We start from the raw sequence: 22,233 nt of genomic DNA, 5'->3' as shown, positions 1-22,233 counted from the left end.
GCAAATATATGGGCTTTTTCAATAGACCAGTTGAATACGCAAGAGAATTGTTTGAGGAACCTAAAGCTTAAAGGCTTTTTCTATTTCAACCGAAAATTCAGCCGCCTGGCTTTTGGGCGTGTAAAATCGTCTACCACCGGATAAAACAAGCCCACATAGCGCTTGCGCTTTTCCTGAAACAGATAAATGATGCCTAACTCTACTTTGCCATGGGCTTTATCTATTGCATACTCAACCACTTGCAGCGGCTCCAGAGTTGTTAAAAAAAGCTCTTGTCCCGGAGTGGCCGTGTTCACCGCGTAAACTGTGTCTTTTTGAAACAACCACCGCTGTCCATCAAACACATGTTCATCGATCGAGAGCTCTAGTTGAGCTTTTGCCGGCAGAGTAGTTAGGCTCAAACCACTTTCTACTTTGAGAAAAGTGTATTCTGTAGGCACAGCGTCTATAGTAGAGCTAAGCACTATTTCATCTGTACTTAACCGACCATACAGGGTATCCCTCTGTCCAAACATCAGCAGACTATCCTGAATTATCCGCCATCGCCAGTTTTCGTTGCCGTCCCAGGAGTAGCTTTTAGCTGTTCGGGCATCTCCAAACTGCAGTACCATCAGGCCGGGAGTATACACCTCAGAAGAGTCGAAAGGAGTGCCTTTGTCAAAAACAAGTTCGCCTTGTTCCATAGTGGCCGAAAGTACCGGTTGGCGGGCTTTGCTGTAGGCCATCACCCACGTGCCAGAGGGCTGTTGGCGGGCTATAAGAATGGATGAGAATAAGAGTAAAGAGAGAACCAAGCCTATACGCATACACGAAAATAGAGCTTATCGTCTACCGATCAAGCCACTTTTTAAAATCCTGCACCCTTTCGCGGCTCACAATGGCATCCATGTCGTCTGCCTGCCTCAACATAATGCGCAAGCGGCTGTTAGAGTAGGTAATAATGTCTTTTATGGCTCGCATTGAGACAAGGTATTTACGGCTGATCCGAAAAAACTCATCCGGATCTACCAGACCCTCCACTTCTTCCAGAGTAAAGTCAATGATGTATCGTTTGCCGCCTTCCGTTACCAAATAGGTGGCTTTTTCCTGACTGAAAAAATAGGCTGTGTCTTTTACAGCAAGGGTATGAATGTGCTCCCCTACTTTCACCACAAAGCGCTCTTTATATTGCCTGGAGAGCATTTTCATAGCTTCCTGGAGCATATGCATATTGGGAACAACTGGGCTTTTGTCTTCAAAGTTTTTATGAAACTTGGCCAATGCCATTTCCAGTTCTTTGGGGTCTATGGGCTTGAGCAGATAGTCTATGCTGTTGACCTTAAACGCCCTGATGGCGTACTCATCGAAAGCTGTGGTAAATATGATGGGTGCTTTAACGCTTACCTGATTCAGTATCTCGAAACTTAAGCCATCGGCCAGCTGAATATCGAAGAACAACAGATCCGCTTCATTGACTTTAAGCCATTTTACGGCTGTTTTAACGGAGTCTAGTTGATCAAGTATTTCAACTGTCGGCTCCATCTTCTTCAACAGGGCTGACAGCCGCTTGGCGGCCATAGACTCATCTTCTACAATTAAAACCTTCATTCTGAAATGCTTAAAAGTGGAAGTTTAACCCTAAAATAACTTTCTGTTTTCTCTACCACCACGGGCTTGTCGCTCAAAAACTCGTAGCGAGCCTTAATATTGGCCAAGCCCATTCCTGAGCTTTCTTCAGTAGGAATATTCTTAATCTGCAGATTGTTCTCCACCACCAGCATGTCTTCTTCTACTCTAATGGAGATGGTGAGCGGTTCATCTTTGGCTATGGTATTGTGCTTAATGGCATTTTCGAGCAGCATTTGCAAAGCAAGAGGCGGTAGCATCCGGTTTTCAAAACCGCTCACGCTGGCTTCAACCCTTAGCTTGTCATCGAAGCGTATATGCTGCAGAAAGAGATAAGATTCTACAAATTTCATTTCTGTTTCAAGGCTCACTACCTCCTTAGATCGTGTTTCCAGCACATAGCGATATACTTTGGACAACTGCCGGATAAAGTCGGCTGCCAAGTCCTGATCTTCATAAACCAGATTGGTAAGTGCGTTGAGTGAATTGAACAGAAAGTGTGGGTTTACCTGGTTTTTAAGTGACTCGTACCGGGTAGCCATTTGCTCTTTCTTTAGCCTTTCGGCATCGAGCGCGGTTTGTTTCCAGTTGCGTAAAAACTCCGCAGCATTGAGAAAAAAGCTAATGACAAACGTAATTCCGATAGAAATAAGGGCTATTGTCCCTACGTTGTCAACCTTAATGTTCAAGGTCCACAATGCCATAAGGTACAGAAAGTATACCGCAGCAGGAGAGTAAACCAGTACTCCCAGAATGCCCCAGATAAACCGTTTGAGTGGGTTTTCGAGCCAGGAGATTTTAGAACTCAGGTAATCGGAAAGGTGGCCGTTTCCCTGCCACAAGAACACCCACATGAGCCCGGTAAAGGTCATAGAGAAAATTTCTTTTTCTATTTCCCATATACAACTGAAACACCACAGAAATGAGGTAAATGAGCCGAAGAAGAAAATAAGAAAGGTGTTTCTAAGTTCGGTCTTCCAGTTCAGGTTTTGTAGGTAGCCCATCCGATAAATCTAACTAAAAATCAATTGTTGCCAACGGCATATTTGCCGACTCTAAATTTCTTTCGATACTTATTGGCCCAGTAAGACACTAAGGGCAACCCCACCATAGCAGGAAACACCCAGGGCACCCAGCTCATAGATGACGGCAGGTCGAAGGCTCTTCCATTCTGAACCAAAAAAGCTGTAATGCTGGCTATAAGCGCCCCACACATGGAGTTCATATGGGCAAACCACCACCACATTTTTTCTGCCTTATGCACAGTTCTGAATCCGTTAAAGTTGAGCCAACCGGTTTGCATGGTAAAGAAGCCAAAAAACAGGCACAAATAGCCCAATACCGAAGCCCATTCATACTGCCACTGGTAGTAAAGGCCCAACCCCATACTAAACAGACCAAAGGCCATGGTAAGGCATGCGGCCAGCCAATCTATAAAAAGAGGCTGAAGCGTCTTTCTCAACGTCAGCACGCGAACTCCGGAAAAAGTCATATACCAACTAAATACGGCTATCACCATTAGAAAGGCGCTGAACCGCACAAAAGAAATGAGCAGTATGGCACTAATGAACACCCAGAACATAGACCAGTAAAATACCCGGCCTGACAAGCGGTGCCACCAGCCACCTTTCTTTCCCAAAAAGGCAGCCAGCAAGCCCGAAAGAAGGGTGGCACTACCGGCCACCACATGTGATATTATTAAGGCCTTTTCCATGGGTTCAAAAATCTATTTGCCACACTGGCTCACTATTTCTTCGGCCACTTCTTTCCCCCATGCAGGATCAAACGACTGTGCTGAACCAGAGCTCTCAAAGAGTTTAAGTGCCTGGCTGGCCTGGCCACAGGCCTTTTCTGTAGAAGAACCAAAAAATTGAGCCATGCCCATTTCCATTTGGGCCAGAAAGATATTGGCCCTTGGGTTTTTGGGGTCTATCTGCAAAGCTTTACCAAAATATCGCATGGCTTTTTGTGATAATGACTGTCCTCGATTGGCAGGGTCGGCCGAAAGCTCTATCATGTATTTATAGCCTTGCAGGGCCACTACTTCCGAGTTATCCGGAGAAGCCTTATCGGCCGCATCTATAAAGGCCTGGGCCTTTTGGGTATACTTGTCTTTTTCAGCCACTCCTTCAACCCTAAACGAAGCATTGATGTTGGCCAGGGCGGCATAGTAATGCGGGTGCCACTGGTCTGGCATGGCCGCAGCTATGCGCTCAAAATGAGCGGCAACTGCCTGCAGTTCTTCCAGGGTTTGAGCGGTTGCCAGTTGACCCAGACCCTTGCCCATAGCCTGCTGGTATGCTTGTTGGTTTTGAGCTTTGAGAGCCACTGTGGCTACAACAAGCCCGATAATGAGTATAATCTTTTTCATGTTGTTTTTATTATGAGTCTAAACTAATGAGGTATAAAAGGCTGGTAAAAAGAAGGCTACTGAACTGTTGATTTTTACTGACCAACAGTAGAGTAGAGTAACCTCAGGTTTACCGAAGTAGGTAAATCAGGTCTATGGACTGAACCGTATTTTGCGTGAGCTTAAAAGATGCTTCACCAAAACTGGGCGGTCCCATTTCTCCTTCGGCATTGAGCGAAAAGCCATAGCCCTCTTTGGGCATTCCGTTTTGCGCATAGTCCATTTCCTCATTGCCGTTTTCATCGTGCATTACAGCAATAGCATACTCTCCTTCTTTGAGTCCCTTAAATACAACTTCTACACTAGACCCTTTTACTTCTACATATTTGGACTGAAGTCCATCGCCTTCGGGAAAATCGCCATGGCGGTCGAAGAGTCCTATGGCAATATATCCGTTGCGGTTTCTGATGCCCTCTACCTGCACCGTGAGTTCATAGCCATTGTCTTGTGTGGGGGTAGTAGGCAAAGCAAGCATAATGCTTAATAGAATGGTGAATACTGTTTTCATAATTTTTGACTTAAAGGTTATCTAACTGATTGTTTTTCTGATCTTTAGTGAGTGTAATAAATAGGCCTACAAAGAGAAACCGTCTGGCGCCCTGCCCTATTGGGCGGCCTTCGTATACGCCTTGTCCGTTAGGTTGGCTGGCATATTCATAACCAAATATGTTTTCGCGCCCCAGCAGGTTAGAGGAAGAGCAGTAGAGAATAATGTTTTGCTTAATAAGTACTGCAGCATTCACACTAATGTCTTGAAAGCTGGGTGTTTGACTATTCTGAAAGCCGGGCTTGTTAGGGTTGGTATAGGCCCTTGGCGAAGCATAGTTGAATGTGGCCCCCACCTGAGTGCGAAGGGGGTCTATCATGTGCTTAATAACCACCGATAGGTTATGAGACGAAATGAATGATGGGGTTGCCTTTTGCTGAAAGTTCTGATAGTTGCGTTCGGCATCCACATAAGAATAAGACACCCAGTAGTCTGTATTCTTTAGGGTTTCATTGTCTCTCCAAAACACATCAAACCCTTTTGCAGAACCTTCGCCCATATTGTTGTAGTTGTTTGGGTTAGTATCGCGTTCGGTGCCAAATTTCACCAGGTTGTCATAGTTCTTCAGGTAGGTTTCTATTCTGAAAATTCTGTTGTTACGAATGTGTTGATAGTTGAGAATATAGTGTGTAGCCTGTTCGGGTCTTAAAGCCGGTTGAATAGCACTGTAGTCGTTTTGGGGAGCTTGTACAAACCGGCCATAAGCCAAAGAGAATTGACCCTCCTGATTGAGCTTATACGACATGGCCACCCGTGGGCTCAGAAAGTTCTGATGGGTAAGGCTGGTATACTCATTTCTAAGTCCAACTCTTACCACAAACCGGTTGGAAGCAAAGTAATCGGCCTCTACAAAATTGGCTAGCAGGTTTTCTTTGAAGCTTGTTTTAGAAGCACCCTCACCCACGGGTTTTACCCTTCTCAGGTATTCACGGCTAAACCAATCGGAGCCCATGTTGATGGAAAGCTTTTCGGCAGCCTCCCACTGAAGAGTCATTTTGGAATGCATACCCAGCTCCTCGCCTGCCAGCTGATGGCTGTTAAAAGCCAGAAAGTCTTTGTTGCTCGTGAGCGACACTCCACTCTTCAGTGACCACCTGCTGCTGAGTACATCGCGGTAGCTCGCGTTTAGGTATAGGTACTTGTTTTCAAGGTCTAGTGTATCTTTTCGGTCTGGGCTGTCTAAATTGGTCTGGCGAATAATGAAGTCTGACTGATCGGTATTGAAATACACTTTAAGCAGGCCTGTTTGGCTTACCTTATGCCTAAATACCAACTCCGTAACGGTGGCGTTTGGAGCTTCTTCCCAATCAAAGTTCTGTTTTACCAAATCCTGATAAGGCCTTAGGTCTGTCACCTGCACTTTGGCAGAAAGGCTGGTGTTCTCCCAACGCTTGGTGTAGGCAGCATCGGCTCCTACCGACATCAGTGATATATCGGCCTGAGATTCATCGGGTAAATCGTTGGAGTTAAGGGCCAATACGGAGGAGAGGGCTTGTCCGAATTCGGCCGAATAACCGCCCGTGCTAAAAGTTGTTCCTTTGAACAAAAACGGGCTAAACCTTCCTCGTGTAGGCACATTGGGCACGGTGGCTCCAAAGGCATTTCTAACCTCCAAACCATCAATAAACACCTTGGTTTCGTAGCCTTCGCCTCCTCTTACAAAGAGTCGTCCCGACTCGCCTACAGTGGCTGTTCCCGGTAAGGTATTTATAGCTCCCATAATGTCGCCAGCAGCACTGGCGGTAGTCACTATATCGAGAGGTTTTAGTACTGTTACCTTTTTAACATCGCTGGCCTCATAAGCTCCGGCCGTAATGGTTACGCCATCAAGCTTATTAATAACTTCTTCCAGCACAAGCTCTACTTGCACCGGGTTACCATTCAATTCTACATCCAGTTCAAGGGTTTTGTAGCCTACAAAACTGGCCACCAGAACGTGTTTACCTTCGAGAGTGCTGCTAAAAGAAAACTGACCATCGCTTTTACTTACGGCACCATCGAAACTATTCTTAATGTAAACATTAGCTCCGGGTATTGTCTGTTGCATTTTGTCTAAAACCCTCCCTTCTATGGTAGTTTGTGCGTAGGCTGTTCCTACCAATAGAAAGAAGAGCAGTGTTGTGAGTTTTTTCATAACCGTTGGGCTTTTGATAAACCAAAGGTGGTTTAAGCCTTGGGGTCAGGGAAAAATCTCTTACTGAACCGTAGTATTAGGAGGATGAGTTGTAAAAGTGGGGCTGTTGGGAAGGTAAATTAATTATACGCGTTGTCAGTAACTCATACAGAGTTTTAGCTTTTCTATATGTGTTCAATACCTCAGTACCTCTTTTAAGCGACTGTGCCCACTTCTACTCACTGGTAGTTGCTGGCCATTTTTGAGGTAGAGTATATAGGAGTCTTTCTCGTATAGCTCCAGTTTCTCTATGTGCTTTACATTGACTATGTGGGAGCGGTGTATACGCACAAAGTCATCGGTAGGTAATCCGTTTTCCAGGGCTTTCATGCGCATTAGTTTGAGAAATTTACCCTGATCGGAATGAATGGCCACGTAATCGTCTTGTGCTTCGAAATGATGAATTTGTTTGAGAGAAAGAATTTGAATTTTGTTGCCTGTTTTCACCACCATCCGATCGAGCGTATCCTGCTCAGCCCGGCTTTCTTGCAGTTTATCGAGCTTTTGTTTTTGCTCCGACTGCTGACCTACTCTGGCAATGGCTTTTTTAACAGCTTCTTCAAAGCGCGATTCGGAATAGGGTTTAAGCAAATAATCTACTGCACTCAGCTCAAAAGCCTTTATGGCATACTGGTCAAACGCGGTACTAAAAATAACCACAGGCGGATTATCTATAAGCTCCAGCATTTCAAAGCCCGTAATCTTGGGCATTTGAACGTCCAGAAAAATAAGGTCGGGGCCATGCTGCTGAATGGCCTTAAGTCCCTCAAACCCATCGGCACACTCTGCTATCACTTCTATCTGATCAAACTTTTTGAGATAGGCCTTAATAAGCTCTCTGGCCAGGCTTTCGTCATCTATAATTATTGCCTTCATGAATCCGCTGTTGTTTGAGGAATGTCTAAACGTACCGTGAAAATACCATCTGTTTTGCTAACCTCCACCAACTGGCTCACTCCGTAAATAAGTGCCAACCGTTCTCTCACGTTCTTCAAACCTATTCCTTTTCCTTTTCTTGACACGGCTTCGGGGTCATACTCATTGCTCACCTGAATTTTGAGCAGGCTGCCCTCTCTCCAGGCCTTCAGTTGAATGGTAATTTCTCCAAGGCTCTCATATATGCCGTGCTTTATGGCATTTTCAAAGAGTGGCTGAAGGATGAGGTTAGGCAGTTTGTTGTGTTTTACCTCATCAGACAGTTCCTTTTCTACCCTTAGTCGCTCGCCAAACCGTACTCGCTCAATGTCCAGATACAGCATGATATTGTTGATTTCATCTTCAACGGTGTTCATCTGGTCATTCTCTTTACCCAGAGAGTAGCGAAGAAAGTCCGAAAGTTTTATCACCATTTCCCGGGCTCTATCGGGGGCAATAAGAGTGAGTGAGGAAATGGAATTGAGGCTGTTAAATATGAAGTGGGGATTTATCTGCGACTTGAGCATTTCCAGCTCCGAGCTTTTGAGCATAGTCTCTAGCTGTGCCTGTTGTTTAGATCGCGTGTTAAGATCGTCATAGTAAAGTATGAGATAGTAAATAAGCACCACAATGGCATAGTATAACACTCCCAGTGCCCCTCTCAACGGCACAGAAGAGGTAAGGAACTCTTCATAGAACTCATCATGAATAAGAGAAAGTATAATGAACTTAAACACTACCACACCAACTACTATGGAAATAGCTGCTGCTGCTAAGTGACTCACCAATTGGTTTACCAGTTGAGATTTATCGAAAGTGCTATAGCGCACATTGAACCAGTAAGCCAGCCCAAGCCCCATAAAAAGAGCATTGAATACCAATGAGTCTAACAATGCGGTTTGCCAGTCGAGCCCGTAGAAATTATACAGGGCAAAACCAAAAACAAAGGCCACAAGCAACCAGGTGCCCAAATAGGGAATGAAGTTTCTGTTTTTTAAAAAGGGATGCTGCATAAAAAAACCGCCCGAAGGCGGAATTTAGTAAAATTTAGAAACCTGTTTTAATCAAAAAGCTCTTTCAAACGATTCCGCCCGGTGTGCCGAACTTGCTTTAGCACCTTCCAAAAAAGCCCCTTAAACGAGCCCGCCTGTTGGCAGATTAGCTCAGAGAAGGATAAATAAAAGAGCCTCTTCAATCAAAGAGGCTCCTAAATCACTTTACGCTACCACCTCCAAAGAGAACCAGCCCCTGAACGATGAGCTCTTTTCCTTCGTTGGCTTCATTCTCGGCAATCATTTTTCGTTCATCAGAAAATCCACCAAAAATGGCCGTAACCTTAACCTTCACATTCATGTCAGCAGGTACACGAATATCGCAACCGCCAAATAATATAAATACATCCAAAACATTCGTGCCGTGGCTTAGGTCTGCGTTAATGAGATTTAAATCTGTTCCTCCAAAAATAGAGGTGAGTTTTCCGCCTTTAAATTCTTTTGAGGTAACCATTCGTTCGGCTCCTCCAAAGACGGCCAGTTCATCAACGAAGTCGAGGTCTCCGCTAATATTTTTTTTTTCGTAATCGCGGTGCTGTGCCTTTTTAAAGATGAGCGAGGCTCCTATAGCTACAAAAACGAGCGGCCACAATCTGAAAATATCTCCGATTTCAAAGTCCCACCAGTAGTAGTCGGCCATATCGCCCAGCAGAAAGACACCTCCTACTATAATGAGCGTTACACCAAAGCCTACCTTTTCTCTTACGGTAGCCATAAAAATACCTATGACAACCAGAAAAGTGTGCCACCGGTACAGGTACCCGGGCAAATCGATATCGAATATATCCAGGTTGTCCAGCGTGAGTACTGCTCCTATAACCAGAAACAAAGTACCAATTAATACGCGTCTATCCATTTTCGTTTCCATTTGATTAGTGTTGTTGTTTTTATTTTGAGTTTGCCTTTGGGCTCTTAAGGCGACCAACCTTAATCCAAAGAGTTGTTTGTTGTTTTTGACTGTTCAAATGTACGCTGAACCTGAAGCTTGAAGATGATGGAATTCGGTAAACAGACGCCTGGCATCGGTAAACTTCAGAACAACTCGACAAAAAAATATTTATGAGACGCCCCATCGGTAAAATGCAACTCCTCGTCCACTAAAAGGCAGCCCACCTGTCTACCTCAAGTTCCTGGTAAAATCATTTCAATTCCATGCTTTCTATAGCTAATTTTGGCCTCCTCTGAAAAAAGCAAACACTATGGAATACAGAATAGAAAAAGACACCATGGGCGAGGTTCAGGTACCTGCCGATAAATACTGGGGAGCTCAAACCGAGCGCTCAAGAAATAACTTTAAAATTGGCCCGGAAGCCAGCATGCCCTTAGAGGTGGTCTATGGCTTTGCCTACTTGAAGAAAGCCGCAGCCCATGCCAACTGTGAGCTAGGCGTTCTTTCTGAAGAGAAAAGAGATCTGATTTCTAAGGTTTGTGATGAGATTCTTGAGGGCAAGCACGATGATCAGTTTCCGCTGGTAGTTTGGCAGACAGGATCTGGTACGCAATCGAACATGAACGTGAATGAAGTGGTTTCTAACCGTTCGCATGTATTGGCCGGTAATAAATTGGGCGAAGGCAAACCGTTGGTTCACCCGAATGACGATGTGAACAAATCGCAATCGTCTAACGACACCTTCCCTACAGGCATGCACATTGCCTGCTATAAAATGATTGTAGAAACCACTATTCCCGGAGTCGAAAAACTCAGAGATACGCTAAAGGCCAAATCAGATGCCTTTATGAAAGTGGTGAAAATTGGCCGTACTCACCTAATGGATGCCACTCCTCTTACCCTTGGGCAAGAGTTTTCAGGCTATGTATCGCAGCTTAATCATGGACTTAAAGCCTTGCGCAATACGCTCGATCACCTTTCTGAACTTGCATTGGGGGGCACAGCCGTAGGCACCGGAATAAACACCCCGGAGGGTTACGCTGATCTGGTAGCCAAAAAAATAGCCCAGTTTACTGGACTTCCCTTTGTTTCGGCAGAAAATAAGTTCGAGGCACTGGCCGCTCACGATGCCCTGGTAGAAACGCATGGTGCACTCAAACAACTCGCTGTATCGCTTAATAAGATTGCCAACGACATCCGAATGCTGGCTTCCGGCCCGCGGTCAGGCATTGGCGAAATCATTATTCCTTCAAACGAACCCGGTTCCTCAATTATGCCCGGCAAAGTAAATCCCACACAGTGCGAGGCCATGACCATGGTTTGCGCGCAGGTAATGGGCAACGATGTGGCTGTAACTGTTGGTGGCACCCAGGGACACTACGAACTAAACGTGTTTAAGCCGGTAATGGCATACAACGTACTGCAATCGGCTCGTTTACTAGGCGATGCCTGTGTGTCTTTCGAAGCCAATTGTGCCATAGGTATAGAGCCCAACTACAAAAACATTCAGCAGCACCTGAATAACAGCCTAATGCTGGTAACCGCTCTGAACACAAAAATAGGCTATGAGAAGGCGGCCAAAATTGCCAAAACAGCTCATGAAAACGGAACCACACTAAAAGAAGAGGCCGTGAATCTTGGCTACCTGACAGCCGAAGAGTTTGACGAGTGGGTGAGACCGGAAGACATGATCGGCAGTTTGAAAAGCTGATAAGATTCCGCTAATTTGTCATATATTGAACTTGAAAAACCGACTCTCATGAAAGCGCAAAAGGCAATATTAACTCTTCTGTTGGGTGTAATGGTAGCAGGGCTCACTGTAGCCCAAACCTCAGACACCCGTCCACTAACCAAGAAAGAACTTAAAGAGTGGAAGAAAAAGAAGAAGAAAATGTCTCCTGAAGACTTCCGTATTCTCTATGAAGAGAACACCAGCAACAAGGCTAAAATAGCTAGCATGGAAAGCGAAATCAGCTCATTGGAGGCTCAGGTTTCTTCAAAAGACGAGAAAATCAGTGATTTGCAAAAGCAGGTTACCCGTATGCAGGCGGCTTACCAGGCGGCTCAAAACGAAATTGAAAACCTCAAAGCAAAACCACAACAACCCGCCTATAATCCAGACATTATTAATGGAGAAGACTTCTCCAAAGGTGTGGTATTCAAAGTACAGGTAGGTGCTTTCCGAAAAATAGATCTTCAGAAATATGCCGGGACCTCCAAAGAATTTGCCGAGGAGGGAGCAGACGACCTTCGAAAGTATGTGATCGGAAACTTCCGAAACTATGAAGATGCCAATGTGCTTAAAAGATATCTGAGAGAGATGGGAGTAGAAGATGCCTGGATTGTTCCTTACAGAGACGGGCAGCGAGTTCCATTAAAAGATGTAATTAAAGAACCGGCCGGTTCTAACTAATAACGAAATAGCCAATCTGAAAAGCAGTGTCATCAGATGGCACTGCTTTTTTTGTACTGATAGCCTATTATCCCTTAATTTTAACGAATGCAGAAACGGTGGATTATTCAGGAAGATTTTGATGGTGAAGCCGTGCATACCCTTCAGCAGGAGCTGGGCGTGAGCGAAACCCTGGCCAAACTAATTCAACTCAAAGGGATAAACACCTTTGAAGAAGCCAGGGATTACTTTAGACCCAGCCTGGAGCAGCTTCACGACCCATTTCTCATGAAAGACATGGATCGGGCTGTAAACCGGCTCACCGAGGCCATTGGTAATGAGGAGGGCATTCTCATATATGGTGATTATGATGTGGATGGGACTACTGCCGTAGCCACCTTTTACGGCTTTCTCTCCAGATTTTACAATAAACTGGAATACTATATTCCCGACCGCTACAAAGAAGGCTACGGGGTTTCAGAAGCAGGTATTCGCTATGCGGCCCAAAATAACTATTCGCTGATTGTAACACTGGATTGTGGCATTAAAGCCTACGAAAAAATTCAACTTGCCAAAGAATTGGGCATCGATGTAATAGTATGCGACCACCATACTCCTGGCGATGAGCTACCCCCTGCCTATGCTGTTTTAGATCCAAAAAGAAACGACTGTCCTTACCCCTACAAAGAACTATCAGGCTGCGGAGTTGGCTTTAAGCTGTTGCAAGGGTTTAGTATGCAAAGTGGTATCGATATGAAAGAGCTTTGGGCTTACTTAGACTTGCTGGCCGTTTCTATAGCCTCAGATATAGTACCAATTACTGGCGAAAACCGAATACTGGCTCACTTTGGGCTTAAAAAGCTTAACCAATCGCCCAGACCCGGACTCAAGTCGCTAATAGACCTTTGCAAAACCAACAAAGATCTTACAATCTCCGGAATAGTATTTGGCATAGGGCCCCGCATCAATGCGGCCGGCAGAATGGATCATGCCGGATCGGCCGTAGCACTATTACTGGCTAACAACGAAGAAGAAGCCAACTTGCTGGCCGAAATGGTTAATAATAAGAACGATGCCAGAAGGGACTTTGACAGCACCATTACCGAAGAGGCTATTCAAATGATCAGTACCAACGAGGAGTTTGCCAATGCCAAAGCTACTGTGCTTTTTAAAGAAGACTGGCACAAAGGGGTAATTGGAATAGTAGCTTCCCGCTGCATCGAAAAGTTTTACAGACCAACAGTGATTCTCACCGAATCCAATGAAAAGGTCACCGGTTCCGCTCGTTCGGTAGACGGCTTCGATATTTATGCGGCCATCAGCGAGTGTTCCGACTTGCTCGACCAATACGGAGGGCATATGTATGCGGCCGGTGTAACCATGTCGATCGAAAATGTAGAGGCATTTCGCAAAAAGTTCGAAGCAGTAGTAGCCAAGCACATTACCCCGGAGCAACTCATTCCTTCAATTCACATAGATTCAATTATAAAGCTGAACGAAATAGACCGGAAGTTCTTCAATATAATTTCACAAATGGCGCCATTTGGCCCTCAAAACATGCAGCCCGTGTTTGTGGTAGAGCATGTACAGGCCACAAATGTTAAACTTTTAAAAGAACAGCATTTAAAATTCACGGTAAAACAACCGGGCACCAATGTTGCTTTCGATGCCATTGGTTTTGGCCTTGGTGATTATTATGACCTGGTGAATTGCGGGCTCAAGTTTCACATGGCCTTTACTGTAGAAGAAAATGAATTCAGAGGACTAAAAAGCCTCCAACTCTTTGTCAAAGACATTAAGTTTGACGATTAACCCAACAGGAAAATGAAGCTAAGTGCTGACAACCTCATTAAGACCTACAAGAAAAGAAAAGTAGTAAACAATATCTCTGTAGAAGTAAATCAAGGAGAAATTGTTGGTTTACTTGGCCCCAATGGTGCCGGAAAAACCACCACTTTTTACATGATTGTCGGGCTTATAAAACCCAATGAGGGAGCCATTTATCTGGACAAAGAAGACATTACTCCGCTACCCATGTTTAAGAGAGCACAACTGGGTATTGGTTATCTGGCCCAGGAACCTTCTGTTTTCCGCAAGCTCACCGTAGAGCAAAACATAATGGCTGTGCTCGAAATGACAAAGCTCAGCAAAGCAGAACAAAAAGATAAAATGGAGTTTCTGCTGGAAGAGTTTAGCCTAACCCATGTTCGCAAAAACCTGGGGCGCGTTCTTTCCGGGGGAGAAAGAAGAAGAACAGAGATTGCGCGAGCCCTCTCGGTAGACCCAAAGTTTGTGCTGCTCGATGAACCCTTTGCTGGGGTAGACCCTATTGCCGTTGAGGAGATACAGAGTATTGTTGCCCAGCTAAAGAACAGAAATATTGGTATCCTCATAACAGATCATAATGTGCAGGAAACTCTTTCCATTACAGACAGAGCCTATTTAATGTTTGAGGGTAAACTACTGAAGGCCGGTACAGCCGAAGAGCTGGCAGCCGATGAACAGGTAAGAAAAGTGTATCTTGGACAACACTTTGAACTGAAAAGGAAAATCTAATGGCCATCATCAACTCCATCCTAACCTGGGTGATGAAAAAGCGAATGCATCAAATTGAGCTTTTCATCAAATACCCTCTGGAAGTGCAGGAAGAGTTGTTTAAACGACTAATAACCACCGCACGCAACACCGAATTTGGACGTACACACGGCTTTGCCGATGTACACACCCCTGAGCAATTCAGAAAGCTAATTCCTCTTTTCTCTTATGAGGAAATAAGCCCTTACATCGAACGCAACATGGCAGGAGAACAAAACCTGTTGTGGCCTTCCGATGTCAAATGGTTTGCCAAATCTTCTGGCACTACCAACGCCCGAAGCAAGTTCATTCCCGTTTCTTATGAAGCCCTGGAGGAGTGTCACTTTAAAGGAGGCAAAGACATGCTGTCCATTTATTGCAATCACTTTCCGGATACACGGCTCTTTGACGGAAAAGGCTTAACCATTGGAGGCAGCCAGCAAGTAAATCAACACGACAGCAACAGCGAGTCGTTTTATGGAGACGTATCGGCTGTAATTATGTCTAACCTGCCTTACTGGACACGCTTCGTACGAACCCCCACTCTCGACATTGCTCTGATGGACGAATGGGAGGCCAAAATTCAGAAGATGGCCGAAGTAACCATGGATGAAAATGTGACCAGCATTTCTGGTGTTCCTACCTGGACCATAGTGCTGTTGCAAAAGATTCTTGAACTAAAAGGTGCCAAAGACATAACTGAGGTTTGGCCAAACCTGGAAGTTTTCTTTCATGGAGCGGTAGCTTTTGGCCCTTACCGAAGCATTTTTCAGCACCTCATCCCCTCAGAAAAAATGAGGTATATGGAAACCTACAACGCCTCAGAGGGCTTTTTCGGAATACAGTATGAGCCGGGCTCAGACGATATGCTGCTTATGCTGGATTATGGTATTTACTACGAGTTTATTCCTTATGCAGAGATTCATAAGGAGGAACCAAAAGTGATTGGCCTGGGCGATGTAAAGGTAGGAGAACACTATGCCTTGCTCATATCGACCAACGCGGGGCTCTGGCGATATAAGATTGGAGATACCGTTGTGTTTACCTCCACCAGCCCTTATAAGATTAAAATATCGGGTAGAACCAAACACTTTATTAATGCCTTTGGAGAAGAGGTAGTGGTTGAAAATGCCGAAAAGGCCATAGAGGTAGCTTGTGAGCAAACAGGAGCACAAATAAACAACTTTACGGCAGCGCCAAAGTACTTTGGCGAAAATGAAAATGCGGCCCATGAATGGATTGTTGAATTCGAAAAATCACCTTCCGATTTAGAAACTTTTACCCGCGTGCTCGATGCCACCCTAAGGCGTATAAACTCCGACTACGATGCCAAACGACATAAAAGTATTGCTCTTAGCCTACCCATTGTACACCAGGCCCAACCAGGCACCTTTTATGAATGGATGAAAAGAAGGGGTAAGCTGGGGGGTCAGCACAAAGTGCCAAGGCTATCGAACACCCGGGAATACCTGGACGATATTCTGGAGCTCATCAATTCTTCTGAGTTCAGCCAATAGAAAAGGGCACCTCAAAAACTTGTTTCGGAATACGTTTTTGAAATGCCCCCTTATGCAATGAGTTGTAGTACTACTCGCCCCACTTAATGGTGCAGCCAATAGCTTTGGTGGTTGTAATAGGCACATCTCCACCACCAATCAGGTTATCCAGAGCTTCCTCTACATAACGTTTGCTGGCCGCCTCGGCATTGCGGCTATTGTTATCAATGGCTCCTATGTATTCTATCTTAAAGTCGCCACCGGTGGTTTTGTTAAGCACATATACATGAGGGGTATTTGTAGCTCCATAAGTTTTGGTTACCTCCTGGGTTTCGTCCATCACATAGGGAAAAGGAAATCCCTTTTGTTTGGCTCTCACTTGCATGTTCTCAAAAGAATCGCCCGGAGATTTTTGTGGGTCATTGGGTTGAATAGCCAAAACCGGATATCCCTGCTCAGCATATTTTTTGTGTAAAGCAATAATACGGTCTTCGTACATCACTGAATACGGGCAGGTATTACAGGTAAAGACAAGAATATAGCCTTTGGCATTCTTGTTGGTTTTGAGAGAAATCATCTTCCCGTCTACATTCTTCAGGTTAAAGTCGACAGCCTTGTCACCAACCTGTAGCCCTTCCATACGTTCGCCTGTGGTAGCAAACACCAGCGTAAGGGCCAAAACAACTGTTTTTAGAAACTGCATGTTGATATGGTTTAATTTGTTAATTCTGAGATTATTGACTCAAGTTCTTCTTTAGTAAGTTCTTTTTCAACAAACCGTCTTTTATTGGTACGGTGATTAATCAATAAAGTAGCAGGAATGGCTCCACTCCACGATGGGTCTACTCTGTCTATCCAGGCATTGTAGTCAATTTCGTCAAGCAGGAGCACATCGGCACTAAGCCCTCTTGAGTCAACAAATGGCACCACTTTCTTTTCGAATTCATCGGCAAAATCTAATGATACCAGTGTGACATGTACCGATTCATTTTCTGAGTGTAGTTCTTCAAAGTAAGGTAATTCCTTAATACAGGGCTTGCACCAAGTTGCCCAAAAGTTAATCACCTCCAGTTGCTCCGAATCTCTATTAATCAGTTCATCAAGAGCATCGAACTTTACCACCTCAAGCCGCTGCTCGCCCTGAGGAGAACAGGCCAATGCAGACCAAAGCAATAGAGCCCAGGCCAGGGTTAGGGGATATGCACTACTTCTCGATTTCATAGACAGAAAGGTCATAAGCCCATTCGATCTCAACAACAAGTTTTACACGAGCGAAAGGGCTCCAGGGTTGGAAACTTAGAAAATATGGATGTACCTACGCACAAACTCCAATTTTTGGAATTGTACTTTTTTAATAGACCCCTCCATGAAAGACAGGCCGGGAAAAACGTCACTCAAAAATTTTCTCCAATGCTTTACCATTGTAACATTTTAAGTTAATGTTGTCTTAACATAGACAACTTTTGGTTCTGCTCTCTCCATTCTCAATAGAGCCTTGTTTATAGAAATGAACATGAAAATTCCTGTTGAATGAATGAGCTGATTCGTTAAACAAAAAAACATTGTTCAGGGAGGCTTTGAGCGAATGGGTTTTAGACAAAAAAAAGAATCAAAAAAAATAGCCTATTTTTTTCCACATTTTGACTCAGTTATCCACAGTTTTCCACAGGCCCCATATAAGCGGCTGTTTTTCAGAAACTTACATAGCTTCCGTTCATTCTAATTCTTGTTGATAACTTTCATGAATTTTTTGAATTATGCAGCGAAGAGCCCTTAAAAACACCCTGTAAACGAACAGGTTAGTACGCATCACTGAACCTACTCCTTGTGTTGTCTGCGCAGCTTGGTACGATACGCATTAAAGATTCTGGACTTGGAGACTATTCCCACATACTGGCCGTGGTCTATCACAGGAAGGTTCCAGGCTCCTGTCTTCTCAAACTTTGCCATTACCTCTTCCATTTTCTCATCGGACTGTACGGTTTCGGGCGGCCTGTGCATAAGGGACTGTGCAATTACACTTTTTTGAGATTGCGGATCGAACATAATTTCGCGCACATCATCGAGCGTAATAATGCCCTTGAGCTCACTCTTTTCGTTGACCACAGGAAAAATATTTCTTCTGGACTTTTTAATTAAACCAACCAGCTCTTCCAGAGTTTGCTCCGGATGAATAGTGAGCAAATCCTTCTCGATCATTTTTTCAATGCTAATCAGGCTTAACACCTGCTTGTCTTTATCATACGGTATAAAGTCGCCCGACTTGACCAGCTTGGAGGTATAGAATGAGTATTTTTCGAAATAGCTATTGGTACTATAGGCCACAGCCGAAACCAACATTAGTGGCAAAAACAAGGTATAGCCACTGGTAATTTCGGCTATAAGAAATATAGCTGTAAGAGGAGCATGCAGTACCCCGCTCATTACTCCACACATGCCTACCAGTGTAAAATTTGAGATGGATATACTGTGCCCTGTATTGAGCAAGTTGTTTACCTGAGAAAAGATAAAACCTGTAATACCGCCAATAAATAAAGAAGGCGCAAAGATTCCACCATTTCCTCCCGCACCAATGGTTAACCCGGTGGCCACAGGTTTAAGCAACAGAATGGCCAAGCCGAATATGACAATGAACCAGGGATCAGAAAATTGAGAAAAAAGAGCGCTCGAAGCCACAATCTCCTGAGCACGCCCCTGCAATATGAGCTTTATAGAATCATAGCCTTCGCCATAAAGAGGTGCCAGCACAAAAATAATAACCGTGAGTGCCAGACCTCCGAGCAATGCCCGCGGAAACACCTGCTTAACCCTCGAAATTGCCTTTTCGGTCCACAATGTGGTACGGGTAAAGTACACAGACACCAAACCGCAAATAGCCCCTAACAATAGAAAGAAAACAAAGTCTGAAGCCAGAAAAGGGTCTGTAAGCTCAAATGAAAAAAGCACATCATCGCCTAAAAGCAACATAGAAACCATAGAGCCAAGTACCGAAGCAATAAGCAGGGGAATAAAGGTACCGATGGTGATGTCTGTAAGAATAACCTCTATGCTGAATATCACCCCGGCCACAGGAGAGTTAAATATGCCGGAAATGGCAGCTGCAGCTCCACAGCCAATCATTAGCGTACGCTGTTTGTAGTTGAGGTGCATCAGGCGGGCAATGTTAGAGCCAATGGCCGAGCCCGTAACCACAATAGGCGCCTCCAAACCCACCGAACCACCACAGCCCACTGTAATACCCGAAGTAATCATTCGGCTAAACATCTTGTTCCGGTGAATAATGCTCGATTTTTTGGAGATGTAGAATAGAATAGTGGTGATACCATGACCCAACTGCTCTTTGAGTAAATACTTGGCCAGAAGGGCGGTAATAACAATACCCAATACAGGAAAGAACAGGTAGGAATAATCTATATTGGTATGCTTTATCAGCTCTTGAATAAAGTGAACTGCGCTTTTTAACGAAACGGCCGCCACGCCACCAACTATACCCACCAATCCGCCAACAATGATCACAAAGTTTCTTGTGCTCAAGTGGCGAATACGCCAAATCAAAAATTTAGCTAGTAGTTGCTTAAAGCTCATTTCAACTGTTTGGCTTTTTCCCAATACTCATCCATTTCGGCCAAAGTCATCTCACCGATATCTTTACCATCTTTTTTAGACTCCTCCTCCAAAAACCGGAATCGCTTGATGAATTTAATATTGGTTCTTTCCAGAGCCTCCTCGGGGTCTATGTCTATAAACCTGGCGTAATTAACCAGAGAAAAAAGCAAGTCGCCAAACTCCAATGTTGCCCGCTCCTTATCAATCTCGCCCTCCTCAGCATTGAATTCTTCTTTGAACTCCTGCATTTCTTCCTCTACCTTTTCCCAAACCTGCTCCTTTTTTTCCCAATCGAACCCTACGCCACGAGCCTTATCCTGAATTCTCACGGCCTTAACCAATGCCGGCAACGATTGAGGAACCCCGCCCAATACCGATTGATTACCCTTTTCTTTAAGTTTTATTTTCTCCCAGTTCGCTTTTACTGCCTCCTCATCATTGGCCTCCACATCACCATAAATATGCGGATGTCTGTTCACCAGCTTATCGCAAATCGCATTCAATGCGTCTGCCACATCGAAAGCCCCTTGTTCATCCGCAATTCGAGAGTAAAAAACCATGTGCAACATCAGATCACCTATTTCTTTCTTTACCTCATCCAGATTCTGGTTCAGGATTGCATCAGAGAGCTCATAGGTTTCTTCTATAGTAAGGTGCCTGATGGATTCGAGGGTCTGTTTTTTATCCCACGGACAATTAAGCCTAAGTTCGTCCATTATAGTAAGCAGCCGGTCAAAAGCCGCCAGCTTTTCTTTTCTGCGTAAATCTTTAGGAGGTTCAATCATTGGTCCGGAAAATGGAGTCGAAACTTATGTCGCAAAGGTAGTGTTATGCAGCCAGTAATGTTAAATTTGCATCAAATTAGTCGATAATGACAACATTAATTCTCACGCTGGTATTAGTCGCTCTGTTTTTTGTTGGAATGTCCGTTAGATTGCTTCTGCTCAAAAACGGAGAGTTTAAAGGCACCTGTGCATCGCAAAGTCCCTTCCTGAACAAAGAAGGAGTAAAATGCGGCTTTTGTGGTAAAGATGTAAAAGCCGGAGAAGCCTGTGGCAATCCTGACAATGAAGTAGACAAAGTACTGGCCAAATTCAAATAAATACCCCACTGTACATCTCTTGGCAAAAGGCCCTATTGTTAGGTGCTTTTTACTAATTTTGACGCTGCTTAAAACGATAGGACTTTGACACTCATAAAATCTATTTCTGGAATACGAGGAACCATCGGAGGTAAAGTAGGTGAGGGCCTCACTCCGGTTGACGCTGTAAAATTTGCTGCCGCTTTTGGATCTTGGGTAGTAGAAAAAACCGGAAAAAGAAAAATCGTTATTGGTAGAGATGCACGCCCTTCCGGCCAAATGATTTCCGATCTGGTATCGGCTACACTCGTTGGCCTGGGTATTGATGTGGTAGACCTCGGGCTGTCCACTACTCCAACCGTTGAAATAGCTGTGCCTATTGAAGAAGCAGGCGGTGGAATTATACTCACGGCCAGCCACAACCCGGTGCAATGGAATGCCCTCAAACTACTCAACGACAAGGGAGAGTTTATCAGTGGCGAAGACGGAAAAGAAGTACTGGAGCTCGCAGAAAAGGATAATTTCCGATTTGCCGAAGTAAAAAAACTGGGTAAGGTAACCACCAACGACAGCTACATACAAAAACACATAGAAATGGTTTTAGCTCTACCCCTGGTAGACGTGGAAGCCATACGAAAGGCCAACTTTAAAATAGTGGTAGATGCCGTAAACTCTACAGGAGGTATTTCTGTATTGCCTCTGCTTAAAGCACTTGGGGTAGAACATGTTGAAGCACTTTACTGCGAACCCAATGGGCATTTTCCACACAACCCGGAGCCCTTACCTGAGCACCTGGGTCAAATAAGCTCAGTGCTGGAAAGCGGTAAGTACGATTTGGGCATAGTGGTAGATCCTGATGTAGATCGCCTGGCCTTTGTCGATGAAACAGGTACCGTATTCGGAGAAGAATACACTCTGGTTGCCGTGGCCGATTATGTATTGAGCCAAACTAAAGGAAACACCGTGTCTAACTTATCTTCGACACGAGCACTACGCGATGTTACCGAAAAACACGGAGGTCAATATGAGCCATCGGCCGTGGGAGAGGTAAATGTGGTGCAAAAAATGAAAGAAATTAATGCTGTAATTGGAGGTGAAGGCAACGGAGGCATTATCTATCCGGAACTACACTACGGGCGCGATGCCCTAGTGGGTATAGCCCTATTTCTTACCCACCTGGCCAAGTTTGGAAAACGAATTTCCATATTGAGAGCCAAATACCCCAATTACCACATTTCTAAAAATAAAATCGACCTCTCTCCTGAAATCGATGTAGACAAAGTGTTGGTGAGAATTCGTGAGCAGTATAAAAAGCAACCCATCAACACCATTGATGGAGTAAAAATAGAGTTCGATAAAGAATGGGTTCATTTGAGAAAGTCGAACACTGAGCCCATTATAAGGATATATGCAGAATCAGAATCGGCTGCAACTGCAGAGCATCTGGCACAAAAAATTATGTCAGACATACGCGAAATTGTAGCCAACTAATT

Annotated in this window: 21 protein-coding genes; 7 read left to right on the top strand and 14 right to left on the bottom strand. The window is 44.5% G+C overall.

Features of this window, described 5'->3' with window-relative positions; translation table 11 throughout:
* Nucleotides 1-80 precede the first annotated feature (80 nt).
* The 10 genes from B3O12_RS03495 to B3O12_RS03450 form a co-directional block, all read right to left on the bottom strand.
* The gene (locus tag B3O12_RS03495) at nt 81-725 is read right to left on the bottom strand and encodes a hypothetical protein (protein ID WP_286747422.1); all 645 of its coding nucleotides are present in this window, start codon (nt 723-725) and stop codon (nt 81-83) included.
* A 103-nt stretch (nt 726-828) separates the two neighbouring features.
* A complete protein-coding gene (locus B3O12_RS03490) occupies nt 829-1,587 on the bottom strand; it encodes a LytR/AlgR family response regulator transcription factor (protein WP_189628872.1) in 759 nt (252 codons plus the stop codon).
* A complete protein-coding gene (locus B3O12_RS03485; protein ID WP_286755318.1) occupies nt 1,584-2,609 on the bottom strand; it encodes a sensor histidine kinase in 1,026 nt (341 codons plus the stop codon). The genes B3O12_RS03490 and B3O12_RS03485 overlap by 4 nt, the downstream gene beginning before the upstream one ends.
* Nucleotides 2,610-2,629: 20 nt before the next feature.
* Nucleotides 2,630-3,319 carry a hypothetical protein gene (locus tag B3O12_RS03480; RefSeq protein ID WP_286755317.1) on the bottom strand — a complete coding sequence of 230 codons (690 nt, stop codon included), beginning with the start codon at nt 3,317-3,319 and terminating at the stop codon, nt 2,630-2,632.
* A gap of 12 nt (nt 3,320-3,331) precedes the next feature.
* Nucleotides 3,332-3,976 carry a hypothetical protein gene (locus B3O12_RS03475; RefSeq protein ID WP_286747415.1) on the bottom strand — a complete coding sequence of 215 codons (645 nt, stop codon included), beginning with the start codon at nt 3,974-3,976 and terminating at the stop codon, nt 3,332-3,334.
* Nucleotides 3,977-4,085: 109 nt separating this feature from the next.
* Complete coding sequence (locus B3O12_RS03470; protein WP_286747413.1) at nt 4,086-4,523, bottom strand: DUF2141 domain-containing protein; 438 nt, start codon at nt 4,521-4,523, stop codon at nt 4,086-4,088.
* Nucleotides 4,524-4,533: 10 nt separating this feature from the next.
* Nucleotides 4,534-6,696: a TonB-dependent receptor gene (locus B3O12_RS03465; RefSeq protein WP_286755315.1), complete on the bottom strand. Its 2,163-nt coding sequence runs from the start codon at nt 6,694-6,696 to the stop codon at nt 4,534-4,536.
* A 174-nt stretch (nt 6,697-6,870) separates the two neighbouring features.
* Nucleotides 6,871-7,611, bottom strand: a complete 741-nt coding sequence (locus tag B3O12_RS03460) for a LytR/AlgR family response regulator transcription factor (protein ID WP_189628867.1) — start codon at nt 7,609-7,611, stop codon at nt 6,871-6,873.
* Complete coding sequence (locus B3O12_RS03455) at nt 7,608-8,663, bottom strand: sensor histidine kinase (RefSeq protein WP_286747409.1); 1,056 nt, start codon at nt 8,661-8,663, stop codon at nt 7,608-7,610. Before B3O12_RS03455 ends, B3O12_RS03460 begins: the two co-directional genes overlap by 4 nt.
* 199 nt (nt 8,664-8,862) lie before the next feature.
* Entirely contained in the window at nt 8,863-9,558 is a 696-nt protein-coding gene (locus B3O12_RS03450; protein ID WP_286747407.1) for a LiaF transmembrane domain-containing protein, read from the bottom strand.
* 343 nt (nt 9,559-9,901) lie between these two features.
* Here B3O12_RS03450 and fumC point away from each other — a divergent pair, with 343 nt between their 5' ends.
* The 5 genes from fumC to B3O12_RS03425 all read left to right on the top strand — a co-directional run bounded on the left by fumC (nt 9,902) and on the right by B3O12_RS03425 (nt 16,074).
* Nucleotides 9,902-11,302, top strand: a complete 1,401-nt coding sequence (gene fumC / locus B3O12_RS03445; protein WP_189628864.1) for a class II fumarate hydratase — start codon at nt 9,902-9,904, stop codon at nt 11,300-11,302.
* Nucleotides 11,303-11,350: 48 nt separating this feature from the next.
* Nucleotides 11,351-12,004: an Ezrin/radixin/moesin family protein gene (locus tag B3O12_RS03440; RefSeq protein ID WP_189628863.1), complete on the top strand. Its 654-nt coding sequence runs from the start codon at nt 11,351-11,353 to the stop codon at nt 12,002-12,004.
* A gap of 87 nt (nt 12,005-12,091) precedes the next feature.
* The gene (gene recJ / locus B3O12_RS03435; RefSeq protein ID WP_286755313.1) at nt 12,092-13,795 is read left to right on the top strand and encodes a single-stranded-DNA-specific exonuclease RecJ; all 1,704 of its coding nucleotides are present in this window, start codon (nt 12,092-12,094) and stop codon (nt 13,793-13,795) included.
* 12 nt (nt 13,796-13,807) lie between these two features.
* Complete coding sequence (gene lptB / locus B3O12_RS03430) at nt 13,808-14,539, top strand: LPS export ABC transporter ATP-binding protein (protein ID WP_189628861.1); 732 nt, start codon at nt 13,808-13,810, stop codon at nt 14,537-14,539.
* Nucleotides 14,539-16,074 carry a GH3 auxin-responsive promoter family protein gene (locus tag B3O12_RS03425; RefSeq protein WP_189628860.1) on the top strand — a complete coding sequence of 512 codons (1,536 nt, stop codon included), beginning with the start codon at nt 14,539-14,541 and terminating at the stop codon, nt 16,072-16,074. The genes lptB and B3O12_RS03425 overlap by 1 nt, the downstream gene beginning before the upstream one ends.
* 70 nt (nt 16,075-16,144) lie before the next feature.
* On the opposite strand, the gene B3O12_RS03420 is transcribed toward B3O12_RS03425, so the two are convergent.
* From B3O12_RS03420 to mazG, 4 genes are all read right to left on the bottom strand, one after another.
* Nucleotides 16,145-16,756 (bottom strand): thioredoxin family protein, encoded by a 612-nt coding sequence (locus tag B3O12_RS03420; RefSeq protein WP_286755311.1) that lies wholly within the window; start codon nt 16,754-16,756, stop codon nt 16,145-16,147.
* A gap of 11 nt (nt 16,757-16,767) precedes the next feature.
* Entirely contained in the window at nt 16,768-17,274 is a 507-nt protein-coding gene (locus B3O12_RS03415; protein WP_189628858.1) for a TlpA disulfide reductase family protein, read from the bottom strand.
* A 597-nt stretch (nt 17,275-17,871) separates the two neighbouring features.
* Nucleotides 17,872-19,638: a chloride channel protein gene (locus tag B3O12_RS03410; RefSeq protein ID WP_286747397.1), complete on the bottom strand. Its 1,767-nt coding sequence runs from the start codon at nt 19,636-19,638 to the stop codon at nt 17,872-17,874.
* The gene (gene mazG, locus B3O12_RS03405; RefSeq protein WP_189628856.1) at nt 19,635-20,444 is read right to left on the bottom strand and encodes a nucleoside triphosphate pyrophosphohydrolase; all 810 of its coding nucleotides are present in this window, start codon (nt 20,442-20,444) and stop codon (nt 19,635-19,637) included. The genes B3O12_RS03410 and mazG overlap by 4 nt, the downstream gene beginning before the upstream one ends.
* A gap of 86 nt (nt 20,445-20,530) precedes the next feature.
* Between mazG and B3O12_RS03400 the strand changes: the two genes are divergently transcribed.
* Both B3O12_RS03400 and glmM read left to right on the top strand, forming a co-directional pair.
* Entirely contained in the window at nt 20,531-20,761 is a 231-nt protein-coding gene (locus B3O12_RS03400) for a hypothetical protein (protein WP_189628855.1), read from the top strand.
* 84 nt (nt 20,762-20,845) lie between these two features.
* Complete coding sequence (glmM, locus tag B3O12_RS03395) at nt 20,846-22,231, top strand: phosphoglucosamine mutase (RefSeq protein ID WP_189628854.1); 1,386 nt, start codon at nt 20,846-20,848, stop codon at nt 22,229-22,231.
* Nucleotides 22,232-22,233 lie beyond the last annotated feature (2 nt).

The organism is Roseivirga sp. UBA838, assembly GCF_002296035.1.
Classification (GTDB): Bacteria; Bacteroidota; Bacteroidia; order Cytophagales; family Cyclobacteriaceae; genus Roseivirga; species Roseivirga thermotolerans.
Note: the sequence above shows the minus strand (reverse complement) of the source record. Positions and strands in the feature narration are given on the sequence as shown.

Bases quoted from the DNA above. Each gene is read 5' to 3' on its own strand.
- recJ (WP_286755313.1), top strand. From the start codon at position 12,092: ATGCAGAAACGGTGGATTATTCAGGAAGATTTTGATGGTGAAGCCGTG.
- B3O12_RS03470 (WP_286747413.1), bottom strand. From the start codon at position 4,523: ATGAAAACAGTATTCACCATTCTATTAAGCATTATGCTTGCTTTGCCT.
- fumC (WP_189628864.1), top strand. From the start codon at position 9,902: ATGGAATACAGAATAGAAAAAGACACCATGGGCGAGGTTCAGGTACCT.
- B3O12_RS03410 (WP_286747397.1), bottom strand. From the start codon at position 19,638: ATGAGCTTTAAGCAACTACTAGCTAAATTTTTGATTTGGCGTATTCGC.
- B3O12_RS03495 (WP_286747422.1), bottom strand. From the start codon at position 725: ATGGCCTACAGCAAAGCCCGCCAACCGGTACTTTCGGCCACTATGGAA.
- B3O12_RS03415 (WP_189628858.1), bottom strand. From the start codon at position 17,274: ATGAAATCGAGAAGTAGTGCATATCCCCTAACCCTGGCCTGGGCTCTA.
- B3O12_RS03425 (WP_189628860.1), top strand. From the start codon at position 14,539: ATGGCCATCATCAACTCCATCCTAACCTGGGTGATGAAAAAGCGAATG.
- B3O12_RS03450 (WP_286747407.1), bottom strand. From the start codon at position 9,558: ATGGATAGACGCGTATTAATTGGTACTTTGTTTCTGGTTATAGGAGCA.
- B3O12_RS03455 (WP_286747409.1), bottom strand. From the start codon at position 8,663: ATGCAGCATCCCTTTTTAAAAAACAGAAACTTCATTCCCTATTTGGGC.
- B3O12_RS03465 (WP_286755315.1), bottom strand. From the start codon at position 6,696: ATGAAAAAACTCACAACACTGCTCTTCTTTCTATTGGTAGGAACAGCC.
- B3O12_RS03440 (WP_189628863.1), top strand. From the start codon at position 11,351: ATGAAAGCGCAAAAGGCAATATTAACTCTTCTGTTGGGTGTAATGGTA.
- B3O12_RS03460 (WP_189628867.1), bottom strand. From the start codon at position 7,611: ATGAAGGCAATAATTATAGATGACGAAAGCCTGGCCAGAGAGCTTATT.
- lptB (WP_189628861.1), top strand. From the start codon at position 13,808: ATGAAGCTAAGTGCTGACAACCTCATTAAGACCTACAAGAAAAGAAAA.
- B3O12_RS03475 (WP_286747415.1), bottom strand. From the start codon at position 3,976: ATGAAAAAGATTATACTCATTATCGGGCTTGTTGTAGCCACAGTGGCT.
- B3O12_RS03480 (WP_286755317.1), bottom strand. From the start codon at position 3,319: ATGGAAAAGGCCTTAATAATATCACATGTGGTGGCCGGTAGTGCCACC.
- B3O12_RS03400 (WP_189628855.1), top strand. From the start codon at position 20,531: ATGACAACATTAATTCTCACGCTGGTATTAGTCGCTCTGTTTTTTGTT.
- B3O12_RS03485 (WP_286755318.1), bottom strand. From the start codon at position 2,609: ATGGGCTACCTACAAAACCTGAACTGGAAGACCGAACTTAGAAACACC.
- B3O12_RS03420 (WP_286755311.1), bottom strand. From the start codon at position 16,756: ATGCAGTTTCTAAAAACAGTTGTTTTGGCCCTTACGCTGGTGTTTGCT.
- mazG (WP_189628856.1), bottom strand. From the start codon at position 20,444: ATGATTGAACCTCCTAAAGATTTACGCAGAAAAGAAAAGCTGGCGGCT.
- B3O12_RS03490 (WP_189628872.1), bottom strand. From the start codon at position 1,587: ATGAAGGTTTTAATTGTAGAAGATGAGTCTATGGCCGCCAAGCGGCTG.